Genomic DNA, 26,363 nt, shown 5'->3' with positions numbered 1-26,363 from the left:
CCCGCGGGCCGCCCCGCCCCCTCCAGCCGCAACCAGCAGGTCCTCGACCTGGGTCGGCCGGAGGCGCTGGAGCACGTGTTCGCGCACCTGGACGCCCTGGTCACCGAGTACCGACCCGACTACCTCAAGTGGGACCACAACCGGGACCTCATGGAGGCCGTGCACGCGCCCACCGGGGCGGCCGGTGTGCACCGTCAGACCCTCGCCGCCTACGCCCTGCTGGACCGGCTGCGCGCCCGCCACCCGGACCTGGAGATCGAGTCGTGCTCCTCCGGTGGCGGCCGGGTCGACCTCGGCATCCTCGCCCGCACGGACCGGGTCTGGGCCTCCGACAACAACGACCCCCTGGAGCGGCTCGCCGTCCAACGGTGGACGGAGGTGCTGCTGCCCCCCGAACTCATCGGCAGCCACGTCGGCGCACCGGTGTCGCACACCACCGGTCGGGTCGCGCCCCTGCCCACACGGTTGCTCGCCAGTCTCCTGGCGCACGCCGGCATCGAGTGGGACGTCACCACCTGCGACCCCTCCGAACTCGACGCCCTCGCCGCGTGGATCGGGCTCTACAAGGAGCTGCGCCCGCTCCTGCACTCGGGCGCGGTGGTGCACGCCGACGCGCCCGACCCCGCCGAACAGCTCGACGGCGTGGTGGCCCACGACGGTGCCGAGGCCCTGTTCCGGTACGCGCGTCCGGGGACGTCGGTGCGGGCCCGAACCGGCCGGGTCCGTCTGCCCGGGCTGCGCGAGGACCGGCGCTACCGGGTGCGTCCGAGGCTCGAAGCGGGCCCGCCCGCGGCCACGCAGCGGTCGGCGCCGGAGTGGCTCGACCTCGACGCCCCCACGTTCTCCGGGGCCGTACTGTCCCGCGCCGGACTCCACCTGCCCAACCTCGATCCCGGTCAGATCATGTTGCTGCACCTGAAGGAGGTCTGATGTCCAAGGACGCCGCCCTGGAGGGCTTCGCGCCCTCGGCCGGGGCCCGCGCACCGCGCGCCCGGCTGCACTCCGACGCCCCCGAACTGGACCTGAACGGCACCTGGCGGTTCCGGCTGCTACCCGAGGCGCCCGAGGGGACCGGGGGTTTCGAGCGGCCGGACTTCGACGACACCGCCTGGGACGACCTCCCGGTGCCCGCCCACTGGCAACTGCACGGCCACGGGGCGCCCGCCTACACCAACGTCCACTATCCATTCCCCCTGGACCCGCCGTTCGTGCCCGACGAGAACCCCACCGGGGAGTACCGCCGGGTCTTCGACCTCCCCGAGGACTGGCCCGGAGACGGCGGCGCGGTGCTGCGCTTCGACGGCGTCGACTCGTTCTTCCGGCTGTGGTGCAACGGCGCGGAGGTGGGGTTCGCCACCGGGAGTCGGCTGGTGAGCGAGTTCGACGTGGGACACCTGCTGAGGCCCGGGCGCAACGTCCTGGCGGTGCGGGTCCACCAGTGGTCGGCGGCGAGCTACCTGGAGGACCAGGACATGTGGTGGCTGTCCGGGATCTTCCGCGACGTCACGCTGCTGTCCCGGCCCGAGGAGGGGGTCGAGGACGTCACGGTCGTGGCCGACTACGACCACGGCACCGGCACCGGCACCCTGCGCGTGGAGGTGGCGGGCTCCGCGAAGACCCGCGTCCACGTGCCCGAACTCGGGCTGACCGACGCCGCACCCGGGGTCCTGCACGAGGTGGGACCGGTCGACCCGTGGTCGGCCGAGTTCCCACGGCTCTACGACGCCGAGGTGGTCGCGCCCGGGGAACGCGTCCGTCTGCGGGTGGGCTTTCGTACCGTCGTCGTCGAGGACGGGCGACTGGAGGTCAACGGCCGGCCCCTGCTCCTGCGCGGGGTCAACCGGCACGAGTGGGACCCCGACCACGGCCGCGCGGTGTCCCGGGCGACCATGCGCGAGGACGTGCTGCTCATGAAGCGGCACAACGTCAACGCCGTGCGGACCAGCCACTACCCGCCGCATCCGGACTTCCTCGACCTGTGCGACGAGCTGGGCCTGTGGGTCGTGGACGAGTGCGACCTGGAGACCCACGGGTTCGAGGTGGCGGACTGGCGGGGCAACCCCTCCGACGACCCGCGCTGGCGGGACGCCTTCCTGGACCGGATCCGGCGCACGGTGGCCCGGGACCGCGACCACCCCTCGATCATCCTGTGGTCGCTCGGCAACGAGTCCGGCCGGGGCGAGAACCTGCGCGCCATGGCCGACTGGGTGCACGCGCACGACCCCACCCGTCCGGTGCACTACGAGGGCGACCCGGACAGTTCCTACGTGGACCTCTACTCGAGGATGTACGCCGACCACGAGGAGGTCGAGACCATCGGCCGGGGCGAGGAGCCCGTGACCGAGGATCCGGCGGCGGACGCCTACCGCCGCTCGCTGCCGTTCGTCCTGTGCGAGTACGCGCACGCCATGGGCGCCGGCCCGGGCGGGCTGGAGGAGTACCAACGGCTGTTCGAGCGCCACCCGCGCCTGGTCGGCGGGTTCGTGTGGGAGTGGATCGACCACGGGATCCGTCGTCGGGAGCCCGACGGCACCACGTGGTTCGCGTACGGGGGCGACTTCGGGGAGGTCGTGCACGACGGCAACTTCGTGGCCGACGGCCTGCTGCTCCCCGACCGCACGCCGAGCCCGGGACTGACCGCGCTGGCCCGCACCTACGCCCCGGTGCGCATCGAGGTCGATCCGGAGGCCGGCACGGTCGCGGTCGAGAACCTCATGACCTTCGCCGACACCGAGCACCTGGTCCTCCGGTGGGACGTGGCGGAGGAGGGCGCGACGTTCGCCGAGGGGACGCTGAAGGTGCCGGTGCTCGGTCCCGGTGAGTGTTCCGAGATCCCCCTGCCCGTGACCGCCCCGGGCGGGGGCGGCGCGGTCTGGCTGACCGTCTCCGCCCGTCTGGCCGACGACCTTCCGTGGGCCGGGGTCGGGCACGAGGTGGCCTGGGGTCAGGGGTGCCTGGACACGGGGGCACCCGCGCCCGACCCGGAGCCGGCGCGTCCCGTGGCGCACGGCGGGGAGCTACGGATCGGCCCGGGGACGTTCGACGCCCGCACCGGGCGCCTGCGTTCGGTGGGCGGACTCGACGTGGGCGAGCCCCGCCTGGGGGTGTGGCGCGCGCCCACCGACAACGACGAGGGGCTGCACGGCTTCTCCGTCGCTCCGTTCTGGCGGGCGCTCGGACTGGACCGGCTCACCGAACGCCGGGTGGCGGTGGTCCGGGCGGACGACGCCCTGGAAGTGCGCACGCGTGTCGCCCCGGCCGCGCGTGACGTCGGCTTCGAGGTGACCTACCGCTGGACCGCGACCGAGGACACGCTCCGGCTCGACCTGTCCTCGGTGGCGGTGGGGGAGTGGACCTGTCCCCTGCCGCGCATCGGTCTCGACCTGACCCTCCCCGGTGGACTCGGCTCGGTCGCCTGGTTCGGATCCGGGCCGGGCGAGGCCTATCGGGACGTGGACCAGGGGGTGCGGATCGGTCGGTTCACCGACACCGTGGACGGTCTCCAGACGCCGTACCTGCGGCCCCAGGAGAACGGGCAGCGGATCGGCACGCGCCTGCTGGAGCTGCGGGACCCGGCCGGCGCCGGACTGCGGATCCGGGGGGACGGGTTCGGGTTCACCGCCCGACGCTGGAGCGACCACGAGCTGGACGCGGCCCGACACCCGCACGAGCTGGCGGCGGGGGACCGGATCCACCTGCGGGTCGACGCCGACCACCACGGCATGGGGTCAGCGTCCTGTGGCCCGGGGGTCCTGCCCGTGCACCGGCTTGCGGCCGGAACCCACCGCCTCACCGTGGTGCTCGCCCGGATCCACGGCTGAGCCGCTCCGACGCGGCGGTCGGTGCGCGGTGAGCTGGACCAGCAGCACCGCCCCGACCGCCGCCGTCGCGCCCAGACCCTGCACCACGGTGAGGGTCTCGTTCAGGACGAGGTACCCGAGGAGCGCCGCGGTGAGCGGGCTCGCGAACGACAGGAAGGACACCGCCAGGGCCGGCAGCCGCTCCAGCCCGCGGAACCACACCACGTAGGCGAGCAACGAGCCGACGAGCCCCAGGTACGCGAACCCGCCCAGGTGGGCGGCGGTGAGCGCGGGCGGGGGACCCTCCACCAGCAGGGTGGGCGCGACCAGCACGAGCCCACCGGCGGTGAGCTGCCAGCCGGTGACCCCGAGCAGGCTCACGCCCTCCGGACGTCCCCACCGTTTGGTGAGCACGATCCCCGTGCCCATGGAGAGCGCGGCGAGCAACCCGGCCGCCACCCCGCGCGGGTCCAGCGCGACCTCGGGCCCGAGCACCAGCAGGGCCACCCCCGCGGCGCCGAGCAGGCAGGCGAACAGGTGGACCGGGCGCGCGGCCTCACGCAGCAACAGCGCCCCGAGGAGCAGCACGATCACCGGCTGGACCGCGATCACCAGGGCGGCGACCCCGCCCGGCAACAGGTACGCGGTGACGTGCAACAGGTAGAGGAAGGCACCGATGTTGAGCGTGCCCAGGAGGAGCGCCCGCCACCACCACGCACCGGTGGGCAGGGCCCGGGTGAGGAGCAGGAGGATGAGGCCGGCGGGCAGGGCGCGGGCCAGCGCGGCCAGGAAGGGCCGGTCGGGCGGAAGGAGCTCGGTGGTGACCAGGTAGGTGCTGCCCCAGACCATCGGCGCCAGAGCGGTGAGCAGGGAATCGGTGGCGATCCTCGCACGGCCGGTCACCACGCCTCCCCGTCACGGCCGGTGAGGGCCTCCCGGGACGCGGGAGAACGGTGCCGGCGGGGGCTCTCCACGGTCGGTCGCACGACGGTGGGGGGTGCCATGAGCAAACCTTTCGATATCGAACATTTCGATGTCGAAACATTAAACCGGGGTGGGCGGGCCGTCAAGGAAGCGCCGTTATGATCGCCGGATGAACGACGCCGTCGACCTCTACCTCGCCCAGTGGAACCGGGAGCGCCCCGACCTCGACGTCTCACCGATCGCGGTCATCGGTCGGGTCAACCGCCTGCACCATCTCCTGGGCCGGAGCATCGGCGAGGGCCTGAGCGCGCACGGACTGGAACGCTGGGAGTTCGACGTGCTCGCCACACTGCGCCGCTCCGGCGCGCCGCACCGGTTGACCGGCAGGGAGCTGGTCCGCATGACCATGGTGGGCTCGTCGGCGATGACCAACCGGGTGGACCGACTCGCCAAGCGCGGCCTCGTGTACCGGGAGGTGGACCCGGACCACCGGCGTCGTGTCCTCGTCGGACTCACGGACGCGGGTCTGGCCCTGGTCGACCGGGTGGTGACGGAGCACGTGGCCAACGAGGCCCGACTCCTGTCCGGACTGACCGGGGACGAGCAGGAACAGTTCGTCGCGCTCCTGCGCAGGTTGCTGCTCTCACTGGGCGACGCCGCCCCCGAGGAGGGCGGGGCCTGAGGGGCGTCCGGAGCGCGCCGTCGCCGAGACCGTCCCCCTTGCGGGGGTAGGCAGACGTCGTGGTGTCCGTTGTCATGGGGGTTCCCGCCACGAGAGGACCTCCCCCATGTCCGAGACCACCGAGCCCGAACCCGGGGCCGCCGCCACACCCGCCCGCAGGGGCGCGCGGGTCGGCCTGGACCGGGCCACGCTCCGCGCCGACCTGCGCCGCCTCGTCCCCGACACCGGCGCGGCCCTGGTGGTCACGGCGGTGATCTTCGGCATCCTCTACGCACGGATGGTGGCCGGGACCTCGCAGACCATCATGGTCATGCCCTACCTCGCGGACATGAGCGAGTACTGGATGTACGTCGTCTGCCAGGCCTTCGGGTGGTCCGCGCTCCTGTGGGCCTGGATCACCATCATGCTGGGCCTGCTGCGCTCCTCCGCCCGCGTGCCGCGCAACCCGCTCACCCACGCACGGATGGAGCGCCTGCACCGGGTCACCAGCCTCACCACCATCGGCCTGATGTTCGCGCACATGCTCGCGTTCTTCCTGGAACGGGTGCGGGCCGACGAGGAGGCGATCGGCTGGGGAGCGCGCCTGTTCTCCGCCTTCGTGGAGGTGTTCGTGCCCGGCGGGTACGCCACCGGAACCGGTCAGGTCGCCATCCTGCTCGGCCTCATCGCGTTCTACCTGGCCATCCCGCTGGGCCTGGCCTACTACGTGCGCTCCTGGACGGGGGCCCGGGTGTGGCGGGCCCTGCACCGGTTCGTCATCGTCGTGTACGTGCTGAGCGTGTGGCACACGCTCCTGTACGGCACCAACGTGTGGTTCGACGGCTGGTTCCGCACGGTGGTGTGGCTGTTGCAGGTACCCGTGGCCGCGTTGTTCCTGGCCCGCCTGCTGACCCCGTTGCGTCCGGAGGAGCGGTTCCGGTGGAGCGACCTCGTCGGCGCCGAACGGCTACGGGCCGTGGTCGCGCTGGTCGCCCGGGCGTCCCTCGCGCTCACCGTCGTGGTCCTGCTGGCGGTCACGGTGACCGGGCGCGACGGCGGCCGTTCACCGGACGTGCCGGCGGGGGAGATGCTCGTGGGGCAGGACCTGGTCTGGGCCGGTCTGGCCGTGCTGCTCGTGCTCATGGGCACGGTGGTGGCCGTGTTGTGGGGACGCCCACCCCGCTCGGCCCGTGCCGCGCGCCGGGAGGACGCCGCCTGACGGTGCCCGAACGACGACGACGCCCCTCGTGGTGAGGGGCGTCGAGGCGCGGTGGGGGCCTGCCGGAGTCCGGGTGGGACGGCTCGTTGCTCGCCGTCCCACCCGCCTCAGAGGCTCCGTTCGCCGCGTCCGGGCGAAGGAACGTCCCGTGTCGTCACGGGACGGTGCTCAGTCGCCCTTGGGCTTGTCGTCCGGGCTCAGGGCGTCCTTGACCTTCTCGCCGGCCTGCTTGAGCTTCGACTTGGTCTGCTCGGCCTTGCCCTCGGCCTGCCACTGCTCGTTGTCGGTGGCCTTGCCGACGCCTTCCTTGGCCTTCCCCTTGAACTCGTCGAACTTGTTCTGGGCCTTGTCACTCTCGGACACGGTGGCCTCCTTCGATCGATCGGTTCCACCCACAGCCCTGTCCGATCTGAAGGGAAGTAATCATGCTTCGGGGCGGATGTGATCTGAGTGACAGAGAAAACCCAGGTCATCAGGGCGCGACGGGCACCACCGAGGCGAACGGCGCGTGGGTGGTCAGGCGCTGCTCGATGCCGCCGCGGACCATCGTCTTGGCGGTGCGGACCGCGTCGCCGACCGAGGCGCCCTTCGCCGTCTCGGCGGTGATCGCCGCCGCGAAGGTGCAGCCCGCGCCGCTCACGCGCTCCTGACCGATCTTCGGGGCGCTGAGCACGGTGACCTCCTCGCCGTCGAAGTACACGTCGACGGCGTCGGGGCCGGGCAGTTCGGTGCCGCCCTTGACGACCACGTGCTTCGGGCCGAGCTCGCGGATGCGCCGGGCCGCCTCGATGAGGTCGTCGACGGTCTCCAGGCTCTCCATCCCGGCGAGGGTGCGCGCCTCGAAGTGGTTGGGCGTGATGACCGTGGCCAGCGGCAGGATCTGCGCGGTCAGGGCCTTGTCCGTGTCGAGCGCGGCGCCGGGCTCCTGGCCCTTGCAGATCAGGACCGGGTCCAGGACCACGTGTCGCCAGGGCCGGCTCCGGAGGGCCTCGGCCACGACGTCGATGGTGTCGGGGGTGCCGAGCATCCCGACCTTGACCACGTCCGGGTCGTGGCAGGTCGTCGCGGCCTCGATCTGGTCGGCGATGACGCCCGGGTCGACCGGGACGAAGCGGTGCGCCCAGTCGTTCTTCGGGTCGAAGGAGACGATGCAGGTGATCGTCCCGAAGCCATAGACGCCCAGTTCCTGGAAGGCCTTGAGGTCGGCCTGGATCCCGGCGCCGCCGGTGGCCTCCGACCCTGCGATCACGTACGCGCGGTTGGTCATCGGACACCAACCTTCCTCTGCTCGTTGTGCTGTTGCGCGGTGTCGGGGCCCTGACGGGTCACGAACCCACTGAATATTGCATCACAACTGGTCATGTGCGGCATATCGGACGGCTGTGCGGCCGTCGCCTCCGAAAGTGTAGGCCGCGCCCCCGGCCCACGTGACGCTCAGCCCTCGGCGAGGAGCCGGTCGGTGGTGTCGTACCCACCGGCGTAGGCGCCGTCCACCGTGTTCTCCCCGGTGGTGGGCTCGCCCGCGAAGTACAGGACCCCCTCCAACGGCGCCCCGAGCGCGGCCGGCGCGTCGTGCGCGCCCGGCGGTACGAACAGGTAGGCGCCCCGGCTGAACACGTCGCCCGCCCAGTCGTGCGTGGTCCGCGCGACGGGCTCGGGCACGTCCTCGCCCAGTGCCTCCGCCAGGGCCGCGAGCCCGTCGGCGAACCGCGCGTCCGGATCGAGGTCCGACAGGCGCCGCGCGTTCTCCCCGGCGGCCCAGGCCACCACGACCTCGGGGTCCTCCCGCGACAGGCACCAGAACACGAAGCCCGAGTCCTCGTCCCAGCCCAGCACGTCCTCGTCGGTCGGAAAGACCGGACGGTCGAACTCGTACACCAGCTTGAGCGCGTCGGTGCGATCCAGGGACTCCACCGCGTCCCGATGCCCGGTGGGCAACGGTGGATCGAAGACCACGTCCCCGGCCTTGAGCACCCCGATCGGCAGCGTGACCACACAGCGGTCGGCGCGGACCTCCACCGTCCCGTCGGGTCCCTGCGCCGTCAACGTCACGCCCCGACCCGACCAGCGCACCCGGCGCACCACGTGCGACAGCCGCACGTCCAGGTCGTGGGCGAGGGGCGGCAGGATCCGGTCGTAGCCGCCCACCACCCGGAAGTTCTCCCGGGGCACCGACCACCAGTCGAACAGGCCGTACTCGCTCATCCACACCGCGCTCCACCGGTGCAGCGGTTCGTTGTCGATGGACACCGGGGGCCACCGCTCCTCGGGGACCCCCATGCGGCGCAGGTAGGCGGCGGCGTCCTCGTCCTCGCGCGGTGGCCCGGGGGTGTCCAGCGGTTCGGGGGCGCCGTTCCCGTGGCGCACCCGGACGGTCTCGGCCGCGGCCTCGCGCACCAGCTCCCAGGTGTAGGCCTCCCGGCCGTGGATCAGCCCCGCGCCCAGTTCCACCGGGATCGAGGAGAAGTCGTGGTCGGTGTACAGCTGACCGCCGATCCGGTCCCGCGCCTCCAGGACGACGGCGGACCGACCATGGTCGACGAGGTTGCGCGCGGCCGACAACCCGGTCACCCCGGCGCCCACCACGGCCACGTCCCACCGTCGCCCGCGCAGGGCGGCGGTGCCGCCGGCCACCGCCGCGCCGCCCAGCAGGACACCCCCGCCCACCAGCAGGGACCTGCGGCTCAGTGGCCCCGGGGCGCGCCCGTCGGAGTGCCGAACGTCAGCCGTCACGCCGTCTCCCTCCCGAGGGCGCCCCCACCGGTGGGGACGCCGTCCCCGCATTATGGGGGCGGCGCGGGCACGGCGCCCACCGGGGCCGAAGGCGCGCCGGTACGGAGGCGAGCCGCCCCCGCGGGACCCGGCGGGCGGTGGTGCCGTTTCCGTGCGCCGGCACCGAGAACCCGAGCCGCGGCCGGAGCATCACACGGCGCATGTCCCACACCGAACCCCAGGCCTCCTTCCTGGATCTGCTGGCCTCCACGTACACCGGGCACGGCGTCGCGACCACGGTGCTCCCGCCCACCGGAATGCGACTCCACCTCCCGGAGAACGACCACGGACGCGACCACGTCGACGTCGACTACGCCGACGTCGTCCGCGACATGACGGCCGTCCCCGGGGAGGAGCACCCCGACTACGCCCGCGGGATCGTGTTCGGCATGCTGCGGCAGCTCCGGTCGCGGGGCATCGCGGTCGGCACGCACTACCCGCCGCTGTCCTCGGACCGGCCGCGCCAGGCCCTGTTGGCGGCCCTGTCCTCGTGCGGCGTCGAGGCCCGTTTCGCGTTCCCCCACATCCTCGGCGTCGCCCTGCCGGACGGTCGCGAGGGCCGGCAGGACGTGAGCGATTTCCTGTCCGCGGTCGAGGAGGCGGACGAGGACGCCACCCTGAAGGAGGCCGTCGCGTTCGCCGAGGCGGTCCGCGCGCAGGTGGACCGTGTGGCCGCGCCGAGCGGCGCGGAGGGGCGCCTGCGTGTGCGCCTGTACCCCGAGTCGGCCTTCCCCGAGGGGGTCCTGGGATCGCTCGTTGCCCGCCGGATGGCCGCGGGGGTCGCCGAGGTCGTGGTCATGGACCACCCCGACAGCATCCGGCCGCTGAACCAGGGGGACCTCGCCGGGCTCGGAACGACCCCGGAAGAGGTCTTCGAGCGCGCCGTCGAGGGGGCCCTGAGCGAACCCGTCGACGTCGGCCGCATGGACGCGCTGGGCACCCCCGTCGTGCACATCGGGGCGGCGGACGGCTACTACGTGGGCGCGCAGCTGCACGTCCTCGCCCGCCACCTGGGGGAGGCCCGCCACGGGGCCCTCGTCGTGTTCCCGTCCCCGTCGGTCGTCATGGCGCACGTCCTGGGCGAGAGCGAGCCGATCGCCGCCATGACGACCCTCCAGGAACTGGCCCGACGCTACGCCGCCGACGCCGACAGGCCCATCACCGACAAGCTGTTCTGGTGGCGTCCGGAGTCCGCCGCCGGCGGCCGTCCGCGTCTGGCGGAGGTCCGCGTCGAACAGAACGAACAGACCGGCGGGGTGGGCCTGTACACCGAGGACGAGGACTTCGGTCCGCTCCTGCGGTCCCTCGTCTGAGGGTCGCCCGCCGCCGGGCGGCGGGCGGTGTCCGGCGGCGGGAACATGACGGAGTCGTCAACTCTGTTCGGTGGCCTCGGTGCCTCCGCCAACGCCCTCGGTCCGTGCGAACTGTCCCGGCCGGCGGCCCTCGCCGGGCCCACCCGCGTAGGTCTGCCCGATCCGCAGCCACTCCCGCGCCGCCGTGCCCCGGGACCCCAGGTCGGTGTCGTCCACGTGGCGACGGCGGGTCAGCACCAGACAGAACTCCAGCGCGTCCCCCGTGACCACGTCCTCGGCCGCGTCGTCGCCCATCCGCCAGAGCCCGCCGCCCGGAGCGGTCAGCTCCACCCGCACCGGGGTCTCCGGGGCCCCGAGCCCGCGGGCGAGGTAGCTGTAGGGGCGCACCCGCAACGCCAGGTGGACGATGTGCCGGAGCCGGTCGGTCGGTTCGCGCGCCGCGCCGAGGGCGTCGACGACGTCCTGCCCGTGCGCCCAGGTCTCCATCAGCCGCGCGGTGGCCTTGGAGGCCACGCTCATGGGCGGCCCGAACCACGGCACGCGGGTTCCCGCGGGAGCCCGGCCCAGCGCCTCGCGCAGCGCGGAGGAGGACCGACGCCACTCCGCCAGCAGGTCGGCGGGGGCGAGGACGGTCAGCGGTGCCGACGCCGCCTCCACGAACCCCCCCGGGTCGGCCAGGGCCTCGGACGTCAACCGCTCGAAACCCGCCGTGTCGGTCAGCGCGGTCAGCGCGGCCCGGTCGAAGAAGGCCAGGTGCGCCACCTGGTCGGTGATGGTCCACCCGGGCGCCGGGGTCGGCCGGGCCCAGTCGGCCGCGTCGACGCCCGCCAACAGTGCGACGAGATCCTCCTGCTCGGCGCGCAGGTCTTCGACGAGGGCGTGCGTGTCGACCACGGGGACTCCTCCAGAAGTGACTCCGCCAACGGAGTTGACTCGATTGTCAGGTTCTGGGCACCATAACAAAAGGTGATGTGGATCTCCCAGGGGTGCGGGCGCCAAGCCCCGGGACACACGGCCCCGCACGGACGGGGCCGCCCCGACACGGATGCGAGAGTGCGCCGATGACCCCGCCCGACACCCCCGGCACCGACCGCTGGAACACACCCGAACGCGCCGCGCTGCGCGCCACCGTCCGCGGCTTCGCGGCCAGGGAGATCCTGCCCCACGTGGAACGGTGGGAGGACGAGGGCGAGATCCCACGCGACCTGCACGGGGCCGCGGCCCGCCTCGGTCTGCTCGGGCTCGGATCACCCCCGTCCGTGGGCGGTGAGGGGACCATGCTGGACCAACTCATCGTGTCGGAGGAGGCCGTCCTGGCCGGGGTGCCCACGGGCGTCCTCGCGTCGCTGTTCACCCACACCATCGCGCTGCCCGCCCTGATCGCCGACGGGCGCGAGCACCTGGTGCGCGACTACGTCCGCCCGGCGCTGGCCGGTGCGCTCGTCTGCGCCCTCGCCATCACCGAGCCCGACGCGGGGTCCGACGTCGCCCACCTGCGCACCCGGGCGTTCCGCGACGGCGACGCGTGGGTCCTCAACGGCACCAAGACCTTCATCACCTCCGGTCACCGCGCGGACGTCGTCACCGTGGCCGCCCGCACCTCCGACACCGGCCACGAGGGCATCTCCCTGTTCGTGGTGGAGCGCGGCACCCCCGGTTTCACCGCCACCCGCAGACTCGACAAGATGGGGTGGCGCTCCTCCGACACCGCCGAACTCTCCCTGGTCGACGTCCGCGTGCCCGCCGATCGTCTGGTGGGCGAACCGGATCGGGGCTTCCACCAGATCATGGACCAGTTCGCCGGTGAGCGGATCGGCCTGTCCGTGCAGGCCTGCGCGATGGCGCGGCGCTGTGTCGACCTGTCCGTGGAGTGGGTGCGCACGCGCGAGGCCTTCGGTGGCCCCCTCGCCCGCCGGCAGGTCCTGCGCCACCGTCTGGCGGAGATGCACCGCCGGACCGAGGTCGCCACCACCTACGTGCGCCACGTCGCCGAACGTCTCCAGGACGGCGAACCGCTCATCGCCGAGGTGGCGATGGCCAAGAACACCGCCACCGAGACCCTGGACCACGTGGTCGACAACGCCGTCCAGCTGCACGGCGGCTCGGGGTTCATGCGCGGCACCGAGGTGGAGCGCCACTACCGCGACGCGCGGGTGTTCAGCATCGGCGGCGGCACCTACGAGATCATGAACGAGGTCATCGCGAAGTTCCTCCCCCTGCGATGACCGGGGGATCCGCGGGGAGCGAGGGGACGGGGACGACCAGTGCGCACACACACGCCGCCCGGGCGGCCGCCCACGGAACGGGGTCGACGCAAACGCGGTGCCCTCGTCCAGGCGGCCCGGGAGGTCTTCGAGGAGAAGGGGTTCGAGGACACCCGGATCGCGCTGATCACCGGTCGTGCCGAGGTGGCCTACGGCAGTTTCTACACCTACTTCGACTCCAAGGAGGCGATCTTCCACGAGGTCGCCAAGGGCGTGGCGGGGCAGATGTTCGACGCCGCCCGCTCCGCGGCCCCGCCGGGGACCGCGCCGGTCGACCGCATCCGTCACGCCACCGAACGGTTCCTGGCGGCCTACCGGGACAACGCGCGGATCATGCAGGTCATCGAGCAGATCGCCCCGCGGCACCCCGTGTTCCGCACCCTCTTCCTGGAGATCCGCGGCCTGTTCGTGGAGCGGATCGTCACGGGCACCCGCCGACTCCAGGAGGAGGGGCTGGCCTCCACGGACATCGACGTGTCCGCCACCGCGAGCATGCTCGGGGGCATGGTGGAGCACACCGCCCGCATGCTCTTCCTCTACGGGGAGGAGCACGACCCCGACGTCGTGGTGGAGACCGCCACCCGACTCTGGGCACGGGGGATCGGCCTCGACCACCCCGCCGCCCCCACCGAGCGCCCCGGGCCGACCGGTCGTGCGTCGACGGATCCCGCCCCGGGACCGTGACGGGCCAAGAACGTACAAGACGGCCGGAGCCGTGCCGGGCGAGGATGCCGTCATGGAGACCACAGACAAGCCGGTGCGCTTCGACACCAAGATCGCCGTCCTGCTCCGTGACGACCTGGCCGTGTGGCAACGGCTCAACGTCACCGCGTTCCTGGTCAGCGGGCTCGGCCCCGCGGTGCCCGCGTTGATCGGCGACCCCTACGAGGACGCCGACGGCACCGGATACCTGCCGATGTTCCGCCAGCCGGTCCTGGTGTTCGAGGCGGACGAGGAGACCGTCACCAGGGCCCGCACGCGCGCCCTGACCCGCGACGTGGAGCTCGCGGTGTTCACCTCGGACCTGTTCGCGACCGGACACGACCGGGACAACCGAGCCGCGGTGCGTGCGGTGCGCGGGGACGAGCTCGACCTGGTGGGACTGGCCGTGCACGGTCCGAAGAACGGGGTCGACAAGATCGTCAAGGGTGCCCGGATGCACCCCTGAACGGACCGATCTCCCGCCGAGCCCGCGCGTAGCGCCCCGGCGGCAGGCCGAGCACCCGCGTGAAGTGCCGGTTCAGGTGGGCCTGGTCATGGAACCCGGCGGTCGCCGCGACGTCCTTCGGGGCCATCCCGTCGAGCAGCAACCGGCGGGACAGGTCCACCCGGCGCCCCACCAGGTACCGGTGCGGGGGCATCCCGAACCGGCGGGCGAACACCCGCGCCAGGTGGGTGGGGTGCGCGTGCAACAGGCCCGAGGCCTCGTCCAGGGTCAGGCCCTCCACCGTGCGGGCGTCGAGGAGGTCGCGCAACCGGCCCGCCAACCCGGGGTCGTCGGGTCGGGGCGCCGGACCCACCGCACCCGACAGGTGCGACCGCAGCCGTTCCGCGACCAGCGCCAGCCGGCTCTCGGCCTCCAGGTCCTCACCGGGACGCAGCAGGGCGCCGTGCAGCAGGTGGATCCGGTGCCGCAACAGGGGATCGTCGAACATGGGGCGGTCCACCGCGTGTCCGACGAGGGCCGTGTCGATCTGCCCGGGCTCCAGGTACAGGACCCGTTTGCGCAATCCCTGCGCGGTCACCGGGGTGCCGTTGTGCGGTACCTCCGGCGGCAGCAGGGTGACCGTGCGGTCGAGCGCGCCGTGCTCGTGCTGCCCCAGCTCGTAGCGCACGGTGCCGGAGTCGATGATGAGCAGCGTCCAGGCCCGGTGCGTGTGCATCGGGTAGGCGTGTCGGCGCATGTGGGTGTGGAACACCTCGGCGACGCCCCGGATCCGTGGCCGGAGGACCACCGTGTCCGCGTGGCCGTCCATGTGCGGATCCTACCCGCGAGGTCCTCCCTGGTCCGCTCGCCGTACGTCCCTCACCCACCCGCCGACCAGCGTGTTCGTGCGGACGTGGACCGTCGGGCCCGGGGGAGCGGGCACCCCGCCCCGGCCCGTGCGAGGGCCCACCGGATCCGGCGGCGCTCCAGGGTCGGCGTCGGGCGGACGATCTCCCGGCCGTGCGCCGTGCGCCGTGCGCGTGTGCGTCCGGGCCCGTGCGAGGACCCCGGATCCCCTGTGCGCTGGGCGTTCGCGCCGGTCCAGGCCGGGCTTCGCCCCGGCCCCCGGAGGTGTCGGAACCGGGCAATAGCATCGCGACATGAGCACCAAGCACACTCTTCCGGACATTCTCGACGACGCGGCCCTGTTCTCCCTGGAGCACCAGCTGCACCTGGAGGAGTTCCTCGGGAACCACAACTGGCACGTGGACCTGCGCGAACCGCGGTTCGAGTTCACCGGAGACCGCCCCCTGGTCTGCGAGCGGTTCCACCTCCTGGGCAGCGCCGCCCCGGGGCCCGAGTCCTGGATGTGGGCCTGGGCCAACCCCTCCGGGTTCCCTCCCGACCTGACCGGCCTCGGCGCCGCCGTGCGCGACTTCGGTCGCGACCACGAGATCTCCGCCCTGGCCGACCCCGAGGTGCCCTTCGCGACCCTGCCGGGATCGCCGAGGGAGACCCATCTGGCGCTGTATCCGCTGACCGAGGCCGCCAAGCTCCTCACCGGCCGCTGGTTCTCCTACAACGGCGACGCGGGCGGCGGCACCCGCATCTCCTTCATCATCGAACACCCCGAGCTGCGGCTCCCGCCGGTCTCGCCCACGCGGGTCATGCGCATCCTGCAGGAGGGGGTGGCCGGGCTGCGTCTGTTCGACCACAAGCGCGCCGTGTACACCTACGGTCGCCTGCGTGGTCTCTCCCCCCGCTTCCTCGACGCGGAGCGCCGCACCCTCACCCTCACCGGTCCCGGCCTCGGGGTCGAGGTGGGCTTCGACGAGTTCGGTCGGCTCGCCCGCATCGAGGGTTCCCTCTCCGGCGACGGGTCGTAGGGCCGGGCCACGTCCGCCGATCCGGACGTGGCCCGACCCCACGTTCCCCCGCGAGGGTGCTCACTCGTGCGAGGCGCTCTCCCGCTCGCGTTCGAGCGTGCCGCGTTCGATCCGCTCCAGCATCGTTCCCTCCGGGGCCGGCGCGGACCGGACCGCCACCTCCCCGCCGTAGCGGATGCGGGCGAAGACCTCGGGAAGCCGGCGTTCCAGGTGGCGAATGGTGAGCGAGCCCAGCAGCCACGCCACCAGCCCCCCGTTGAGCAGCGCGACCGGCACGGTCACCCAGGACGCTCCGGCGGTCATGGTGACCGCCGCGGTGAGCAGCGTCGGAGACGACAGCAACGGGATGGCCACCAGCGAGACCCACGACTGGAAGGAGTGGTCACCGGTGTCGTTGGCGTCCACCCGCTTGTGCGGATCGGTCCCCGGCGCCACCGCGACCACCGACAGCAGCACCGAGAGTCCGTTGCTCACGCCGGCGAAGGCGATCAGCGCCGCCACGACGTAGGGCACCGCCCAGAACTCCCCGGTGGCGAACACCATGACGGTGCTCAGCAGTGCCGAAGCGGGGACGAGGAGCACCGCGACGGCGACCTGTCGGCCGCGCACGTCGGCGCGGACGGTGTCCTCTCCCTGACCGAGCACGGTCATCCACAGCGCGGTGCCGTCGTGGCCGTACATGTTGGAGGCGCCCATGCCCATGATGAGGAGCGCGATCACCCCGGCGAAGGGCGCGATCTGGGGCAGGTAGCTGATGAGTCCCAGCACACCGACGAACAGGCCGGCCCAGAGCGCGGAGCGCAGCTCGAACCCGCGCCAGGGGTCCCGCCACCATGAGCGCAGCTCCTTGCCGATCACCGCGCCCAGCGGGGTGTCGGGCAACCACGAGCCCCGGTGCTCCAGCACCCGCGAACCCCACGGTCGGGAGCGTTGGCGCATGCCCCGGACGGCCACGCTCGGCGCGAGCAGACGCCCGGTGATCACCACGGTGACCACGGTGAGCAGGACGAAGGCGCCCAACCATCCGAAGGCCGCGCCCCAGGAGCCCGCCGCCGCCGCGTCCACGGCCAGCACCGGCCAGGAGGTGGGCAGCACGGCCAGCACCGACGCGGCCGTTCCCTCGACACCCCGTGCGGCCAGTTCGTCCGTGGCGGCGATGGCCGGTTGGATCGCCACCCAGCCGAAGAACAGGCCGGCCACGATCAGGCCCCACTGCAGGGAGGCGATCTCCATGCCCACCCGGGTGCGCATGGCCGCGCCGAGCGCCCGGAACACCAGGCGGGACAGCGACACGATGAACACCACCAGCGCCAGGGTCCCCAACAACCCCAGGAAGAGGGTCGCCGGGTCGGCGGACCAGGAGTGCCAGACCAGCGCCCCCATGGCCACCAGCGTCATCACCGGACCGACGCCCACGAACATGGTGGCGAGCAGGCCGACGCCCACCCGGTTCCGGTCCAGCGGCAGGAGGGTGAAGTACTGAGGACGCAGGACCCCCGCGCCGTTGGTGAGGGTGGGGGCGAACATCCAGACACCGGCCCACAGGGTGAACAGCAGCGTCAGCAGGCTCGACCTGACGGCGTCGGAGGCGGCGTTCAACGCCAGGTACCAGGTGAGGGCGGCCCCGCCCACGACCAGCGCGAGAGTGAGCCAGCGGGTACCGCTCGGGGTGTGCCGGTCCAGCGCGAACTTGAGTTTGATCAGGAGCTCAACCACGCCAGGTCCCCCTCTCCGATCTCCCGCGCGCCGACCAGCCGCACGAAGGTGTCCTCCAGGGTGCTGTCCGCTCCCCGCACCTGCTCCAGGGTGCCGTCGGCCAGCACCCGGCCCTGGGCGATGATCGCGACCCGGTCGGTGAGCTGTTCGACCAGTGCCATGACGTGGCTGGAGATGATCACCGTGCCGCCGCCGTCGGTGAAGCGTCGCAGGATCGCGGTGAGCACGCGCGCCGAGACGGGGTCCACCGCCTCGTAGGGTTCGTCCAGCACCAGCACCTCGGGTGCGTGCAGCAGCGCCGTGGCCAGACCGATCTTCTTGCGCATACCGGTGGAGTACTCCGCGACCAGGACCCCGTCCCGTTCGGCGCGGTCCAGTTCCAGGACCCGGAGGAGTTCCTCGGCGCGGGTCCGGGTCAGGTCGCGCTCCAGACCGCGCAACCGCCCCCAGTAGTCGAGGAGTTCACCCGCCGTGAGCCGCTCGGGCAGGGAGAGGCCGTCGGGGAGCACCCCCAGATGGCGCTTCGCCCGGACCGGGTCGGTCCACACGTCCACACCGAGTACACGCGCGGTCCCGGAGTCGGGGCGAAGGAGGCCCACGGCCATCGACAGTGAGGTCGTCTTGCCCGCTCCGTTGGGGCCGACCAGACCGAGCATGGCTCCGCGGGGGACGGTCAGGGACACCCCGTCCGCCGCCCGGTTCTCGTTGAAGGTCTTGGTCAACGCGTCCAGTTCCAGCGCGGGTCCGTGTGAGGTCGTCATGGTCCCCATCCTCCGTGGAACCGCGCGCCCCGGTCATCGATCACTCGACCAGAATCGCTGTCCGGGTGGCCAGGAATGGTGGTCGTCACGCCGAGGCGACGATCCGACGGGAAAATCTACGGTGGTGACGACCGGTGGGAAACGGGACGTGGGACACCGCCCCCTGGTCGGCCACCCCGCCCCCAGAACCCGAGGAAGACACCATGACCACAACGGAGACGCCCGGCGGGCGTCGTGGGCCCGCGCCGCTGAAGGAGCGCCGGCTCACCCCCGACCTGGCCCGCGGATTCATGCTCCTGCTGATCGCGATCGCCTACGCGCCCTCCTACATCGACCTCAGCGCGGCCTCGGTCGGGTGGCACCCCGCGGGCGGAACGGTGGTGGACGGCGCGGCGCGCGTGTTCACCCTCCTCTTCGTCGACAACCGGGCCTTCCCGATGTTCGCGGCGCTCTTCGGCTACGGGCTGATCATGCTGGTCGACGGTCAGCAGGCCAAGGGCACCTCGGAGAACGAGGCCCGCCGGCTGCTGCGCCGACGGTCGTTCTTCCTGCTCGCCTTCGGCTTCGTGCACGCCGCCCTGGTCTTCCCCGGCGAGATCCTGGGCACCTACGGCCTGGCCGGGCTGCTCATCGGCTGGCTGCTCTTCCGCCCCGACCGCGTGATCCTTCGGGCCGCCGCCGTGCTCACGCCCTTCTACGTGCTCACCGTCATGGGGCTGGCCTTCACCTCCCAGCAGACCGAGCTCACCCCGATCGCGGGATACACCACCGCCGCGGACTGGGCCGAGCGCGTGGTGTTCTGGCCCTTCACCCCGGTGTACGTCGCCATCGCCTATCCGCTCTTCGTCGCCCTGCTCCTGGGGGCCTGGGCGGGTCGTCGCCGGTTGCTGCACGATCCGGCCGAGCACCGCACCCTGCTCCGCCGGGTCGCGGTCATCGGTATCGGCGTCTCGCTGCTCGGCGCGCTGCCCGCGGTCCTGGTCGAGGTCGGTCTCCTGGGGAACCCGGACACGTCCGGCCCGCTCATGGGTCTGCAGACGCTGACGGGCGTGTTCGGCGGGCTCGGCTACGCGGCCGTCTTCGGTCTGATCGCCGCCTCCCGCGGAGAGCGGCGCGGCCCGGTGACCCGGGCGCTCGCCGCCACCGGGCAGCGTTCCCTGACCTCCTACCTGCTGCTGTCCGTCCTGCTCGCCGTGTTCATGCACCGGGACCTCATCGGGCTCGGGGAACACGTGCACAGCGCCGGCGCGCTCGGCATCGCCTTCGGCTGCTGGCTCGTCGCGGTCCTGTTCGCGGTGGCCCTGGACAAGGCCGGGCGCAAGGGGCCGGCCGACGCGTTCATCCGGTCGCTCGTCTACCGGAACCGTCGCTGAGCACGATCGAGGGGCGTCGCGCCCGGTCGGCGCACAATGCGCATTGAGCGGCCCCCGCTCCGTCGTTAGCGTCGAGGCGTGGATGGAAACAGACGTCATGAGAGTCCCCCGAGGCCGCGCCGCATCGCCATCGTCGGCGTCGGCCCCCGGGGGACCTCCCTGTTCGAGAGGCTCCTCGCGAACGCGGACCCCTGCGCCCCCGGTCTGCCCCTGGAGATCCACCTGATCGACCCCTTCCCACCCGGGGGCGGGCGGATCTGGCGGTCGGACCAGTCACCCCTGCTGTGGATGAACACCAGGCCGGACGAGTGCACGGTCTTCCTGGACGCGTCGGTGCGTTGCGCCGGGCCGGTCCGGCCCGGACCGAGCCTGGCCGAGTGGGCGCGGGACCTGGCGGAGGACCGTCTGGATCCGACCCCCGGGTACACGCCCGGGGCGGCGGCCCGCGCCGAGGCGGCCCGGGTGGACCCCGCCTGGTTCGCCACGCGTGCGCTGCAGGGCGAGTACCTCTCCTGGGCCCTGTGGACGTTGGTCGCGCGGGCCGATCCACGGATCACCGTGCACGTGCATCCGTGGCGGGCGGCGTCGCTGTCCGACCTGGAGGACGGAGGGCAACGGCTCGTCCTGGAGAACGACGACCGCGTCGACGCCGACGTCGTCCTGTTGGCCCAGGGGATCTGCGACAACCGGCCCACGGGTCGGTACGCGGACCTGGCCGACCACGCCGAGCGGCGCGGGTTCGTCTACGCCCCACCCTCGCCGGTCACCGAGGGCCGGGTCGAGCGGCTCGACGGCGTCGACGGGCTCCGGCCGGGCGAGCCGGTGCTGCTGCGCGGACTGGGGTTGGCCTTCGTGGACTACCTGGTGCTCCTGACCCAGGGTCGGGGCGGTGCCTTCCACCGTGAGGCGTCCGGGGAGCTGCGGTACACGCCCTCCGGCAGGGAACCGCTGATCCACGCCGGTTCGCGCCGTGGCGTGCCCTACCTGTCCAAGCTCGGATACCGCGTCCCCGAGGACCCGGAGGAACACCCCGCGAGGTTCACCCGGGCCGCCGTCGACGCGTTGGGGGAGGGAACGCTCGACTTCACCGAGCACCTGCGGCCCCTCATCCGTCGTGAACTGGAGGACGCGGCCTACCGTCATTTGGCCCTCAACCACCCCGGGCGTCTCTCCGTGGACGCGCGCACCTTCCTGGACCACCTCGCGGCGTTCCCCGTGGACGACGACGGGGGCGGGGAGCGCAAGGAACTCATCGAGGAGGCGCTGCTCGACCCCAGGGACCGGGTGGACCTCGACCGGATCGAGCACCCCCTCGCGGGCCTGTGGTTCCCCACCCTGGACGGGGTGCAGGGCTGGATGTCGGACCACCTCGACGCCCTCGTCCGGCGCCGCGGGGACGGCGCCTTCAGCGCCGACCTCGCCCTCTACCGCGCCGTGGTGCGGTCCTCCCGCCTCATCGCCGACCTGGCGCAGCAGGAGCGTCTGGAACCGGGGGGAGGCGAGGCCGGCCGACCCGTGACGGAGTTCCTCGCCCTGTGCCGGTTCATCACGAGTGGACCACCCCTGCGTCGGGCAGAGGAGATGCTCGCGCTGGCCCGGGCCGGTGTGCTGCGTTTCCTGGGCGCCGGGGTCCGGGTCGAGGCGACCGACGAGGGTTTCCTGGCGAGGTCGGCGACCACCGGCGCGACGGTCCTGGCGGGTGCACTGGTGGAGGCCCACATCGAGGGTCCCGACGTCCGACGGACCACCGACCCCCTGCTGGAGCACCTCGTGGGCCGCGAGGAGGTGCGGCGGGACGGAGGCCGGGTCGCCGCCCGCGCCGATTCGGCGGCACTCCTCCGGCCGGACGGCGCCGCGCACCCCGCCCGCTTCGGTGCCGGGGCCGTGGTGGGGCATTCCCTGGGAAACGGTGCTTTCGCCGCCCCTGGCCGGGACGCGCCCGCCCTCCGTCAGAACGACGCCATCGCGCGAAACGTGCTGCGCGCATTGATCGACGACTCCGCGTGAATTCTCTCGTCCCGCCGGCGGGACGAGAGAGCCCGGATGACGGTGAATTCCCGTTCTCGCGCCAAGGGCTTTCTTTGCGTCTTGACGCGAACCGTTCGGTTTCCCAAGATATGTGAAGACTTCAATGTGGTGCTTTGTGGCGGCAGTCCGTCGATGATGTCCGGTGTTTTCGCGTGATCGAACAATAGGTTGGGTGCTTGGTGAGTTCCATGTCCGCGGACGAGGCGAGGGAGAACCTGATCGAGGGCCGCATGGTCGCCCTCGCCCCCTCGACGGATGCCGACTTCGAGCTGGCCGAGGGATGGATGGGGCCGGGAAGTCGATCGGCCGTCCTGAGCGGTGACGTCCACCAGGCGGTGACGGCGGGGCTCCTGCGCCGGTTCCGTGACGAGGGGACCCTCCGGTTCTTCACCATCCTGGCCGGGTCGCTCGGCCCCGTCGGCCTGGTGAACTACCGCGCCTCCTCGGTGCCGGGGACCTTCGCCATGGGCGGAGCGGTGGGGCCCGAACAGCTGTGGTCCCGGGGCTTCGGGGCCGAGGCGTTCGGCCTGCTCATCCACCGTCTCTTCACGCAGGAGGGCGCCGTCCGGGTCGAGGTCAGCGCGGGGACGCACAACCCCGGGATGATCCGGACCCTGACGGCCTCACGGCTCTTCGTCCTGGAGGGGATCACCCGCAGGTCGCTGCTGATCGAGGGTCGGCGGTACGACACGACCGTCTGGTCCATGCTGCGCGAGGAATTCGAGGAGGTGTACGCCGAGGACGCCGTGGTGCCGGAGGTGCCCGGCGAGGACGAGGGGATCATTTCCGACACGGATGTCCGGTTCTCGGAGAAAGCCCTGAGAGATTACCTCTCCGCTTCCCCCGACGTGTCGATCGATGCCTACACCAAGGGTGCCGTCGGTCGCTTCTGAATTCTGGAATCGACACACCTCGAGCAGAGATCGGATCTTTCGCATGGGCGCCGAATCACTACCCCTCTATTGTCTGGCCGACCCGGAATTCCACGAGAGCATCGAGAACTGGGACGCCGTACCGTCGCGTTTTCCGTTGGCCGACGCGCCTCTGCCGGACGGCTGGACCCGCGCTGAGCGGGGGCCCTGGCAGAGCCTCGTCCCCGGCGACGTCCGACTGCCCGACCAGGGGTGGAAGGTGCACATCTCGGCCACGGTGGAGACCGGTGCCGAGGTCCTCGACGCGGTGTCCGCGTACTGCTTCGCCGAACGGCTGCCCTTCAAGTTCCTCCGGACCTCCCGCGCCCTGGAGGCCATGAACCACAAGTACGCTCCGCGCCCCTCCAGCGGCAAGTTCGTCACCCTGTACCCGCTCGACGAGGACGCCCTGCACGCCTGCCTGACCCGGCTGGGGGACCGGCTCCGGTCCTACCCGGGGCCGTACGTGCTCACGGACTGTCGGTGGGGGGAGGGTCCCCTGCACTTCAGGTACGGCGCCTTCCGCACCCTGTGGCACTGGACCCCGAAGGGGGCCCGGGTCCCCGGGATCCGCACCCCGGACGGAGCAACGGTGCCCGACCCCCGCGAACCCGTCTTCCGGCTCCCGGAATGGGTGCGGCCGCCGGACTTCCTCGAACCGCACATCACGCGCCGCACCCAGAGCGCCGCCGACCTGGACTTCGATCTCACCGAGGCGTTGGGGTTCTCGAACGCGGGAGGTGTCTACGGCGGCACCCTGCGCGAGGACGGTCGGCCCGTCGTGGTCAAGGAGGCCCGCCCGCACACCGGCGGCCGGGTGGACGGCAGCGACGCCGTGTCCCGCCTGCACAACGAACATCGTGTTCTGCGGGAGCTGGCCGGGGCGGCCGGGGTGCCGCGCGAGCACGGGATGCGCCGGGCGTGGGAGCACGAGTTCCTCGTGATGGAACGGATGCCGGGCGAACGCCTCCAGCACTGGGCCGCCCGCAACCATCCGCTCGCGCACTGGAACGCCTTCACCCCCGAGGGCCTCGCCGACTACGTCCGTCGTGCCGAGCGGATCTGGCACGGCGTGGTCGCCGCGGTGGAGGGCGTCCACGAGCGCGGCGTGGTCTACGGCGACATCCACCCGAGCAACATCCTGGTCGACGCCGAACAGGAGGACCGGGTCGCCCTCGTCGACTTCGAACAGGCCCGCCCGATGAGCGAGGGGCCCGGGCGCGGAATGGGCGCGGCGGGCTTCCTCGACGTCGACAAGAGGGGCGTCGACATCGACCTCCACGCCCTCGGCGTCCTGCGTCTTTGGCTCTACCTCCCGGTCACCGGGCAGCTCTGGCTGTGCCCTGAACGGCGGGACGCGCTCGTGGCGGAGGCCGAGGCCCTCTTCCCCCTGCCCGCGGACTTCGGTGCGCGGGTGCGGGAGGCCACCCGCCCCGTTCGCTCCCTCGACGCGGAGGGGACCCGCCGGCGCGGTTCGGGGCGGATCGGGGTCCCGCCCGACCTGTGGCCCTCGTCCACCTCGGTACCCGACCGGGAAGCGCTGCGGGGGTCACTGGTGGCGGCGATCAACGCCGCCGCCTCACCCGAGCGCGAGGACCGACTCTTCCCCGGCGGGCACCGCCAGTTCGACGAGGCCCCCGCCGGGTTCGCGCACGGCGCCGCCGGTGTGCTGTGGGCCCTGTCGGAGGCCGGCGGCTTCCGCGACGAGAAGTGGGAGCAGTGGACCGTCGACCGCGCCCACGACCACCGGGCCCGCCCCGGGTTCTACGACGGCGCGCACGGGACCGCCTACGTCCTGAGCCGACTCGGACACCACGCGACGGCCGGCGAGGTGCTGGAGGGCGTCGCGACCGAGGTCCGGCGGATGACCGACGCGACGCTCTACGGCGGACTCGCCGGTGTGGGGCTGGGGCTGCTCCACCACGGCCGGTCGGACGAGGCGCAGGAGGTCGCCGGGAGGCTGCACGACGTCGTGCGCGCCACCGAGGCCCGTCTGCCGCCGGGCGGTGCGGGCCGCGGAGGCGGCCTGATGCACGGCTGGTCCGGCATCGCCCTGTTCCTGTTGCGCCTGCACCAGGCCACCGGCGACCGGGACCACCACGCCGCGGCGGTGACGGCGCTCCATCGCGACCTGGACCTCTGCTCGCGCACGGCGGAGGGGGCGCTGCTGGTCAACGACGGTCGACGCCTGCTGCCCTACCTGCAGGAGGGGGCGGCCGGGATCGGCGTCGTCGCCGACCTCGCGCTCCGCGGTGGTGAGGACGCACGTCTGGCCCGGGAGCTGCCGGCCCTGGTCCGCGGCTGCCGTAGCCCCATGGTCCTGACCGGGCCCCTGTTCTTCGGACGTGCCGGGCTCATGGCGGCCGCGCACGGACTCTCCGGTGTCGACCACGGCATGGACGTCGACCCCGCGGCCGAGCACCTCGACCACCTGCGCTGGCACGCCCTCTCCTTCGACGGGCACCTCGCCTTCCCCACCGGAGACGGCGCCCGGATGTCCATGGACGTCGCGACGGGCACCGCCGGGGTGCTGCTCGCGCTCTCCACGGTGCTGGGCTCCTCGCACCCCGTGCTGCCCTTCCTGCCCACGCCCGCCGCTTCCACCGGCATCCCGGACGCGGGACCGGTCCAGTACCCGACCCCGGTGCGCAGGTCGGGGTCGGAGCCGTCCGTACGTGAAGGAGGTGAATGCACATGACCGTTCTGGACTTGCAGAACCTGGAGGCCCCCGAGGGTGAGGCCGAGGCGATGCTGAGCGGCATCAGCTCGGACTGCTGAGCCGGTCGTGTTCTGTTGGTGAGGGAGGTGAATGCACATGACCGTTCTGGACTTGCAGAACCTGGAGGCCCCCGAGGGTGAGGCCGAGGCGATGCTGAGCAGCGTCAGCGTCGATTGCTGAGCCGGTCGTGTTCTCGTTCGTTTCGTTGGTGAGGGAGGTGAGTACACATGACCGTTCTGGACTTGCAGAACCTGGAGGCCCCCGAGGGTGAGGCCGAGGCGATGCTGAGCAGCGTCAGCGTCGACTGCTGACCCTGTCGGTGTCGGTCTCGTCCCTGTTCGGGGACGAGGTGACCCACGCGCCCCGTGCGGGGCCGTGGCGGATCGTGCCGTCGCCTTGAGGGCGGTGCGCGATCCGGGGGCCGTCGCCCCCGACCATGTCCGGCGGCCCGGTCGAAGGCGTGCCGCCCGGTGGGTCACCCCATCGGGCGGCACGCCCGTTCCCGGGCGAGCAGGGCGCCGGAATCATCCCCGGAGGCGCGCGACCCGTTCCTCGATCTCGGGGACGACCTCGTTGGGGGAGGGCATGGACCGCACCTCGTCGCGCAACCGCGCCGCCCGGCCGGAGAACCCCTCCTCCGAGAGCATCCGCTCCACCGTGTCACGCACCCGCGCACCGTCGGTGCTCGCGGTGTCGAGCAGCACCGCGGCGCCCTGCTCCGCGAGGCGGGCGCAGGTGAGAGCGGTGTCGAACTGCTGGGGCAGGACCAGTTGGGGGACGCCGGCCGCGGTGGCGGTGGCGGTGGTGCCGAAGCCTCCGTGGTGGACCACGGCGGAGCAGGTGGGCAGCAGGGCGTGCAGGGGGGCGAA

The 26,363-nt window shown here is 72.5% G+C and carries 25 protein-coding genes; 16 read left to right on the top strand and 9 right to left on the bottom strand.

Annotated features, from left to right (window positions below; all coding sequences use genetic code 11):
• Window positions 1–930: alpha-galactosidase (locus tag DSY14_RS16270; protein ID WP_211717419.1), on the top strand; the 930-nt coding region annotated here is incomplete at its 5' end.
• The gene (locus DSY14_RS16265; RefSeq protein WP_211717418.1) at window positions 930–3,821 is read left to right on the top strand and encodes a glycoside hydrolase family 2 TIM barrel-domain containing protein; all 2,892 of its coding nucleotides are present in this window, start codon (window positions 930–932) and stop codon (window positions 3,819–3,821) included. The genes DSY14_RS16270 and DSY14_RS16265, both read left to right, overlap by 1 nt.
• Here DSY14_RS16265 and DSY14_RS16260 read toward each other — a convergent pair.
• Window positions 3,729–4,703, bottom strand: a complete 975-nt coding sequence (locus DSY14_RS16260) for an EamA family transporter (RefSeq protein WP_211717417.1) — start codon at window positions 4,701–4,703, stop codon at window positions 3,729–3,731. The two genes, DSY14_RS16265 and DSY14_RS16260, sit on opposite strands and share 93 nt — an antisense overlap.
• Before the next feature lie 190 nt (window positions 4,704–4,893).
• Here DSY14_RS16260 and DSY14_RS16255 point away from each other — a divergent pair, with 190 nt between their 5' ends.
• On the top strand, window positions 4,894–5,406 hold the full coding sequence (locus tag DSY14_RS16255) for a MarR family winged helix-turn-helix transcriptional regulator (RefSeq protein ID WP_211717416.1): 513 nt from the start codon (window positions 4,894–4,896) through the stop codon (window positions 5,404–5,406).
• 106 nt (window positions 5,407–5,512) lie between these two features.
• The gene (locus DSY14_RS16250; RefSeq protein WP_211717415.1) at window positions 5,513–6,604 is read left to right on the top strand and encodes a ferric reductase-like transmembrane domain-containing protein; all 1,092 of its coding nucleotides are present in this window, start codon (window positions 5,513–5,515) and stop codon (window positions 6,602–6,604) included.
• 168 nt (window positions 6,605–6,772) lie between these two features.
• Here DSY14_RS16250 and DSY14_RS16245 read toward each other — a convergent pair whose 3' ends face one another.
• The 3 genes from DSY14_RS16245 to DSY14_RS16235 all read right to left on the bottom strand — a co-directional run bounded on the left by DSY14_RS16245 (window position 6,773) and on the right by DSY14_RS16235 (window position 9,337).
• Complete coding sequence (locus DSY14_RS16245; RefSeq protein WP_211717414.1) at window positions 6,773–6,967, bottom strand: CsbD family protein; 195 nt, start codon at window positions 6,965–6,967, stop codon at window positions 6,773–6,775.
• Window positions 6,968–7,076: 109 nt separating this feature from the next.
• Complete coding sequence (gene thiD, locus DSY14_RS16240) at window positions 7,077–7,871, bottom strand: bifunctional hydroxymethylpyrimidine kinase/phosphomethylpyrimidine kinase (RefSeq protein WP_211717413.1); 795 nt, start codon at window positions 7,869–7,871, stop codon at window positions 7,077–7,079.
• A gap of 167 nt (window positions 7,872–8,038) precedes the next feature.
• Window positions 8,039–9,337: an NAD(P)/FAD-dependent oxidoreductase gene (locus DSY14_RS16235; RefSeq protein ID WP_307851247.1), complete on the bottom strand. Its 1,299-nt coding sequence runs from the start codon at window positions 9,335–9,337 to the stop codon at window positions 8,039–8,041.
• Window positions 9,338–9,537: 200 nt separating this feature from the next.
• Between DSY14_RS16235 and DSY14_RS16230 the strand changes: the two genes are divergently transcribed.
• The gene (locus DSY14_RS16230; RefSeq protein ID WP_211717411.1) at window positions 9,538–10,689 is read left to right on the top strand and encodes a hypothetical protein; all 1,152 of its coding nucleotides are present in this window, start codon (window positions 9,538–9,540) and stop codon (window positions 10,687–10,689) included.
• A 57-nt stretch (window positions 10,690–10,746) separates the two neighbouring features.
• Here the strand turns inward: DSY14_RS16230 and DSY14_RS16225 are convergent, their stop codons facing one another.
• Entirely contained in the window at window positions 10,747–11,583 is an 837-nt protein-coding gene (locus tag DSY14_RS16225) for a TIGR03084 family metal-binding protein (RefSeq protein ID WP_211717410.1), read from the bottom strand.
• 167 nt (window positions 11,584–11,750) lie between these two features.
• Between DSY14_RS16225 and DSY14_RS16220 the strand changes: the two genes are divergently transcribed.
• From DSY14_RS16220 to DSY14_RS16210, 3 genes are read left to right on the top strand one after another with little or no spacing between them, the layout of a single operon-like run.
• Window positions 11,751–12,914: an acyl-CoA dehydrogenase family protein gene (locus DSY14_RS16220; RefSeq protein ID WP_211717409.1), complete on the top strand. Its 1,164-nt coding sequence runs from the start codon at window positions 11,751–11,753 to the stop codon at window positions 12,912–12,914.
• 39 nt (window positions 12,915–12,953) lie between these two features.
• Window positions 12,954–13,637, top strand: a complete 684-nt coding sequence (locus DSY14_RS16215; RefSeq protein WP_307851246.1) for a TetR/AcrR family transcriptional regulator — start codon at window positions 12,954–12,956, stop codon at window positions 13,635–13,637.
• Between the two features lie 52 nt (window positions 13,638–13,689).
• On the top strand, window positions 13,690–14,121 hold the full coding sequence (locus DSY14_RS16210; protein ID WP_211717408.1) for a DUF2000 domain-containing protein: 432 nt from the start codon (window positions 13,690–13,692) through the stop codon (window positions 14,119–14,121).
• Here the strand turns inward: DSY14_RS16210 and DSY14_RS16205 are convergent.
• Window positions 14,096–14,929, bottom strand: a complete 834-nt coding sequence (locus DSY14_RS16205) for an AraC family transcriptional regulator (RefSeq protein ID WP_211717407.1) — start codon at window positions 14,927–14,929, stop codon at window positions 14,096–14,098. The two genes, DSY14_RS16210 and DSY14_RS16205, sit on opposite strands and share 26 nt — an antisense overlap.
• Before the next feature lie 331 nt (window positions 14,930–15,260).
• On the opposite strand from DSY14_RS16205, the gene DSY14_RS16200 reads away from it, so the two are divergent.
• The gene (locus DSY14_RS16200; protein WP_211717406.1) at window positions 15,261–15,986 is read left to right on the top strand and encodes a DUF6882 domain-containing protein; all 726 of its coding nucleotides are present in this window, start codon (window positions 15,261–15,263) and stop codon (window positions 15,984–15,986) included.
• A 60-nt stretch (window positions 15,987–16,046) separates the two neighbouring features.
• Here DSY14_RS16200 and DSY14_RS16195 read toward each other — a convergent pair whose 3' ends face one another.
• Window positions 16,047–17,702, bottom strand: coding sequence for a hypothetical protein (locus DSY14_RS16195; RefSeq protein ID WP_211717405.1), 1,656 nt, complete (start codon window positions 17,700–17,702; stop codon window positions 16,047–16,049).
• The gene (locus DSY14_RS16190) at window positions 17,687–18,463 is read right to left on the bottom strand and encodes an ABC transporter ATP-binding protein (RefSeq protein WP_211717404.1); all 777 of its coding nucleotides are present in this window, start codon (window positions 18,461–18,463) and stop codon (window positions 17,687–17,689) included. The genes DSY14_RS16195 and DSY14_RS16190 overlap by 16 nt, the downstream gene beginning before the upstream one ends.
• 203 nt (window positions 18,464–18,666) lie before the next feature.
• Between DSY14_RS16190 and DSY14_RS16185 the strand changes: the two genes are divergently transcribed.
• The 7 genes from DSY14_RS16185 to DSY14_RS29630 all read left to right on the top strand — a co-directional run bounded on the left by DSY14_RS16185 (window position 18,667) and on the right by DSY14_RS29630 (window position 25,805).
• Window positions 18,667–19,836 carry a DUF418 domain-containing protein gene (locus tag DSY14_RS16185; protein ID WP_249187984.1) on the top strand — a complete coding sequence of 390 codons (1,170 nt, stop codon included), beginning with the start codon at window positions 18,667–18,669 and terminating at the stop codon, window positions 19,834–19,836.
• Window positions 19,837–19,914: 78 nt separating this feature from the next.
• Window positions 19,915–21,843 (top strand): FAD/NAD(P)-binding domain-containing protein, encoded by a 1,929-nt coding sequence (locus tag DSY14_RS16180; RefSeq protein ID WP_211717403.1) that lies wholly within the window; start codon window positions 19,915–19,917, stop codon window positions 21,841–21,843.
• Between the two features lie 209 nt (window positions 21,844–22,052).
• Window positions 22,053–22,757, top strand: coding sequence for a GNAT family N-acetyltransferase (locus tag DSY14_RS16175; RefSeq protein ID WP_211717402.1), 705 nt, complete (start codon window positions 22,053–22,055; stop codon window positions 22,755–22,757).
• 43 nt (window positions 22,758–22,800) lie between these two features.
• A complete protein-coding gene (gene lanKC, locus DSY14_RS16170) occupies window positions 22,801–25,473 on the top strand; it encodes a class III lanthionine synthetase LanKC (protein WP_211717401.1) in 2,673 nt (890 codons plus the stop codon).
• The gene (locus DSY14_RS16165; RefSeq protein ID WP_211717400.1) at window positions 25,464–25,553 is read left to right on the top strand and encodes a SapB/AmfS family lanthipeptide; all 90 of its coding nucleotides are present in this window, start codon (window positions 25,464–25,466) and stop codon (window positions 25,551–25,553) included. Before lanKC ends, DSY14_RS16165 begins: the two co-directional genes overlap by 10 nt.
• Window positions 25,554–25,584: 31 nt before the next feature.
• Window positions 25,585–25,674, top strand: a complete 90-nt coding sequence (locus DSY14_RS16160) for a SapB/AmfS family lanthipeptide (RefSeq protein ID WP_211717399.1) — start codon at window positions 25,585–25,587, stop codon at window positions 25,672–25,674.
• A gap of 47 nt (window positions 25,675–25,721) precedes the next feature.
• Window positions 25,722–25,805: a SapB/AmfS family lanthipeptide gene (locus DSY14_RS29630; protein WP_211717420.1), complete on the top strand. Its 84-nt coding sequence runs from the start codon at window positions 25,722–25,724 to the stop codon at window positions 25,803–25,805.
• A gap of 213 nt (window positions 25,806–26,018) precedes the next feature.
• Here the strand turns inward: DSY14_RS29630 and DSY14_RS16150 are convergent.
• A partial coding sequence (locus tag DSY14_RS16150) for a nucleotide disphospho-sugar-binding domain-containing protein (RefSeq protein WP_374224019.1) occupies window positions 26,019–26,363 on the bottom strand: 345 nt, incomplete at its 5' end.

It is taken from the genome of Nocardiopsis sp. MG754419, assembly GCF_018207095.1.
Taxonomy (GTDB): Bacteria; Actinomycetota; Actinomycetes; order Streptosporangiales; family Streptosporangiaceae; genus Nocardiopsis.
This window is presented reverse-complemented; position numbering and strand designations above follow the sequence as displayed.

What these genes read in the sequence shown, in the direction of transcription:
- DSY14_RS16265 (WP_211717418.1), top strand. Translation starts at nt 930, where the DNA reads ATGTCCAAGGACGCCGCCCTGGAGGGCTTCGCGCCCTCGGCCGGGGCC.
- DSY14_RS16255 (WP_211717416.1), top strand. Translation starts at nt 4,894, where the DNA reads ATGAACGACGCCGTCGACCTCTACCTCGCCCAGTGGAACCGGGAGCGC.
- DSY14_RS16250 (WP_211717415.1), top strand. Translation starts at nt 5,513, where the DNA reads ATGTCCGAGACCACCGAGCCCGAACCCGGGGCCGCCGCCACACCCGCC.
- thiD (WP_211717413.1), bottom strand. Translation starts at nt 7,871, where the DNA reads ATGACCAACCGCGCGTACGTGATCGCAGGGTCGGAGGCCACCGGCGGC.
- DSY14_RS16230 (WP_211717411.1), top strand. Translation starts at nt 9,538, where the DNA reads ATGTCCCACACCGAACCCCAGGCCTCCTTCCTGGATCTGCTGGCCTCC.
- DSY14_RS16220 (WP_211717409.1), top strand. Translation starts at nt 11,751, where the DNA reads ATGACCCCGCCCGACACCCCCGGCACCGACCGCTGGAACACACCCGAA.
- DSY14_RS16210 (WP_211717408.1), top strand. Translation starts at nt 13,690, where the DNA reads ATGGAGACCACAGACAAGCCGGTGCGCTTCGACACCAAGATCGCCGTC.
- DSY14_RS16205 (WP_211717407.1), bottom strand. Translation starts at nt 14,929, where the DNA reads ATGGACGGCCACGCGGACACGGTGGTCCTCCGGCCACGGATCCGGGGC.
- DSY14_RS16200 (WP_211717406.1), top strand. Translation starts at nt 15,261, where the DNA reads ATGAGCACCAAGCACACTCTTCCGGACATTCTCGACGACGCGGCCCTG.
- DSY14_RS16190 (WP_211717404.1), bottom strand. Translation starts at nt 18,463, where the DNA reads ATGACGACCTCACACGGACCCGCGCTGGAACTGGACGCGTTGACCAAG.
- DSY14_RS16185 (WP_249187984.1), top strand. Translation starts at nt 18,667, where the DNA reads ATGACCACAACGGAGACGCCCGGCGGGCGTCGTGGGCCCGCGCCGCTG.
- DSY14_RS16175 (WP_211717402.1), top strand. Translation starts at nt 22,053, where the DNA reads ATGTCCGCGGACGAGGCGAGGGAGAACCTGATCGAGGGCCGCATGGTC.
- lanKC (WP_211717401.1), top strand. Translation starts at nt 22,801, where the DNA reads ATGGGCGCCGAATCACTACCCCTCTATTGTCTGGCCGACCCGGAATTC.
- DSY14_RS16165 (WP_211717400.1), top strand. Translation starts at nt 25,464, where the DNA reads ATGCACATGACCGTTCTGGACTTGCAGAACCTGGAGGCCCCCGAGGGT.
- DSY14_RS16160 (WP_211717399.1), top strand. Translation starts at nt 25,585, where the DNA reads ATGCACATGACCGTTCTGGACTTGCAGAACCTGGAGGCCCCCGAGGGT.
- DSY14_RS29630 (WP_211717420.1), top strand. Translation starts at nt 25,722, where the DNA reads ATGACCGTTCTGGACTTGCAGAACCTGGAGGCCCCCGAGGGTGAGGCC.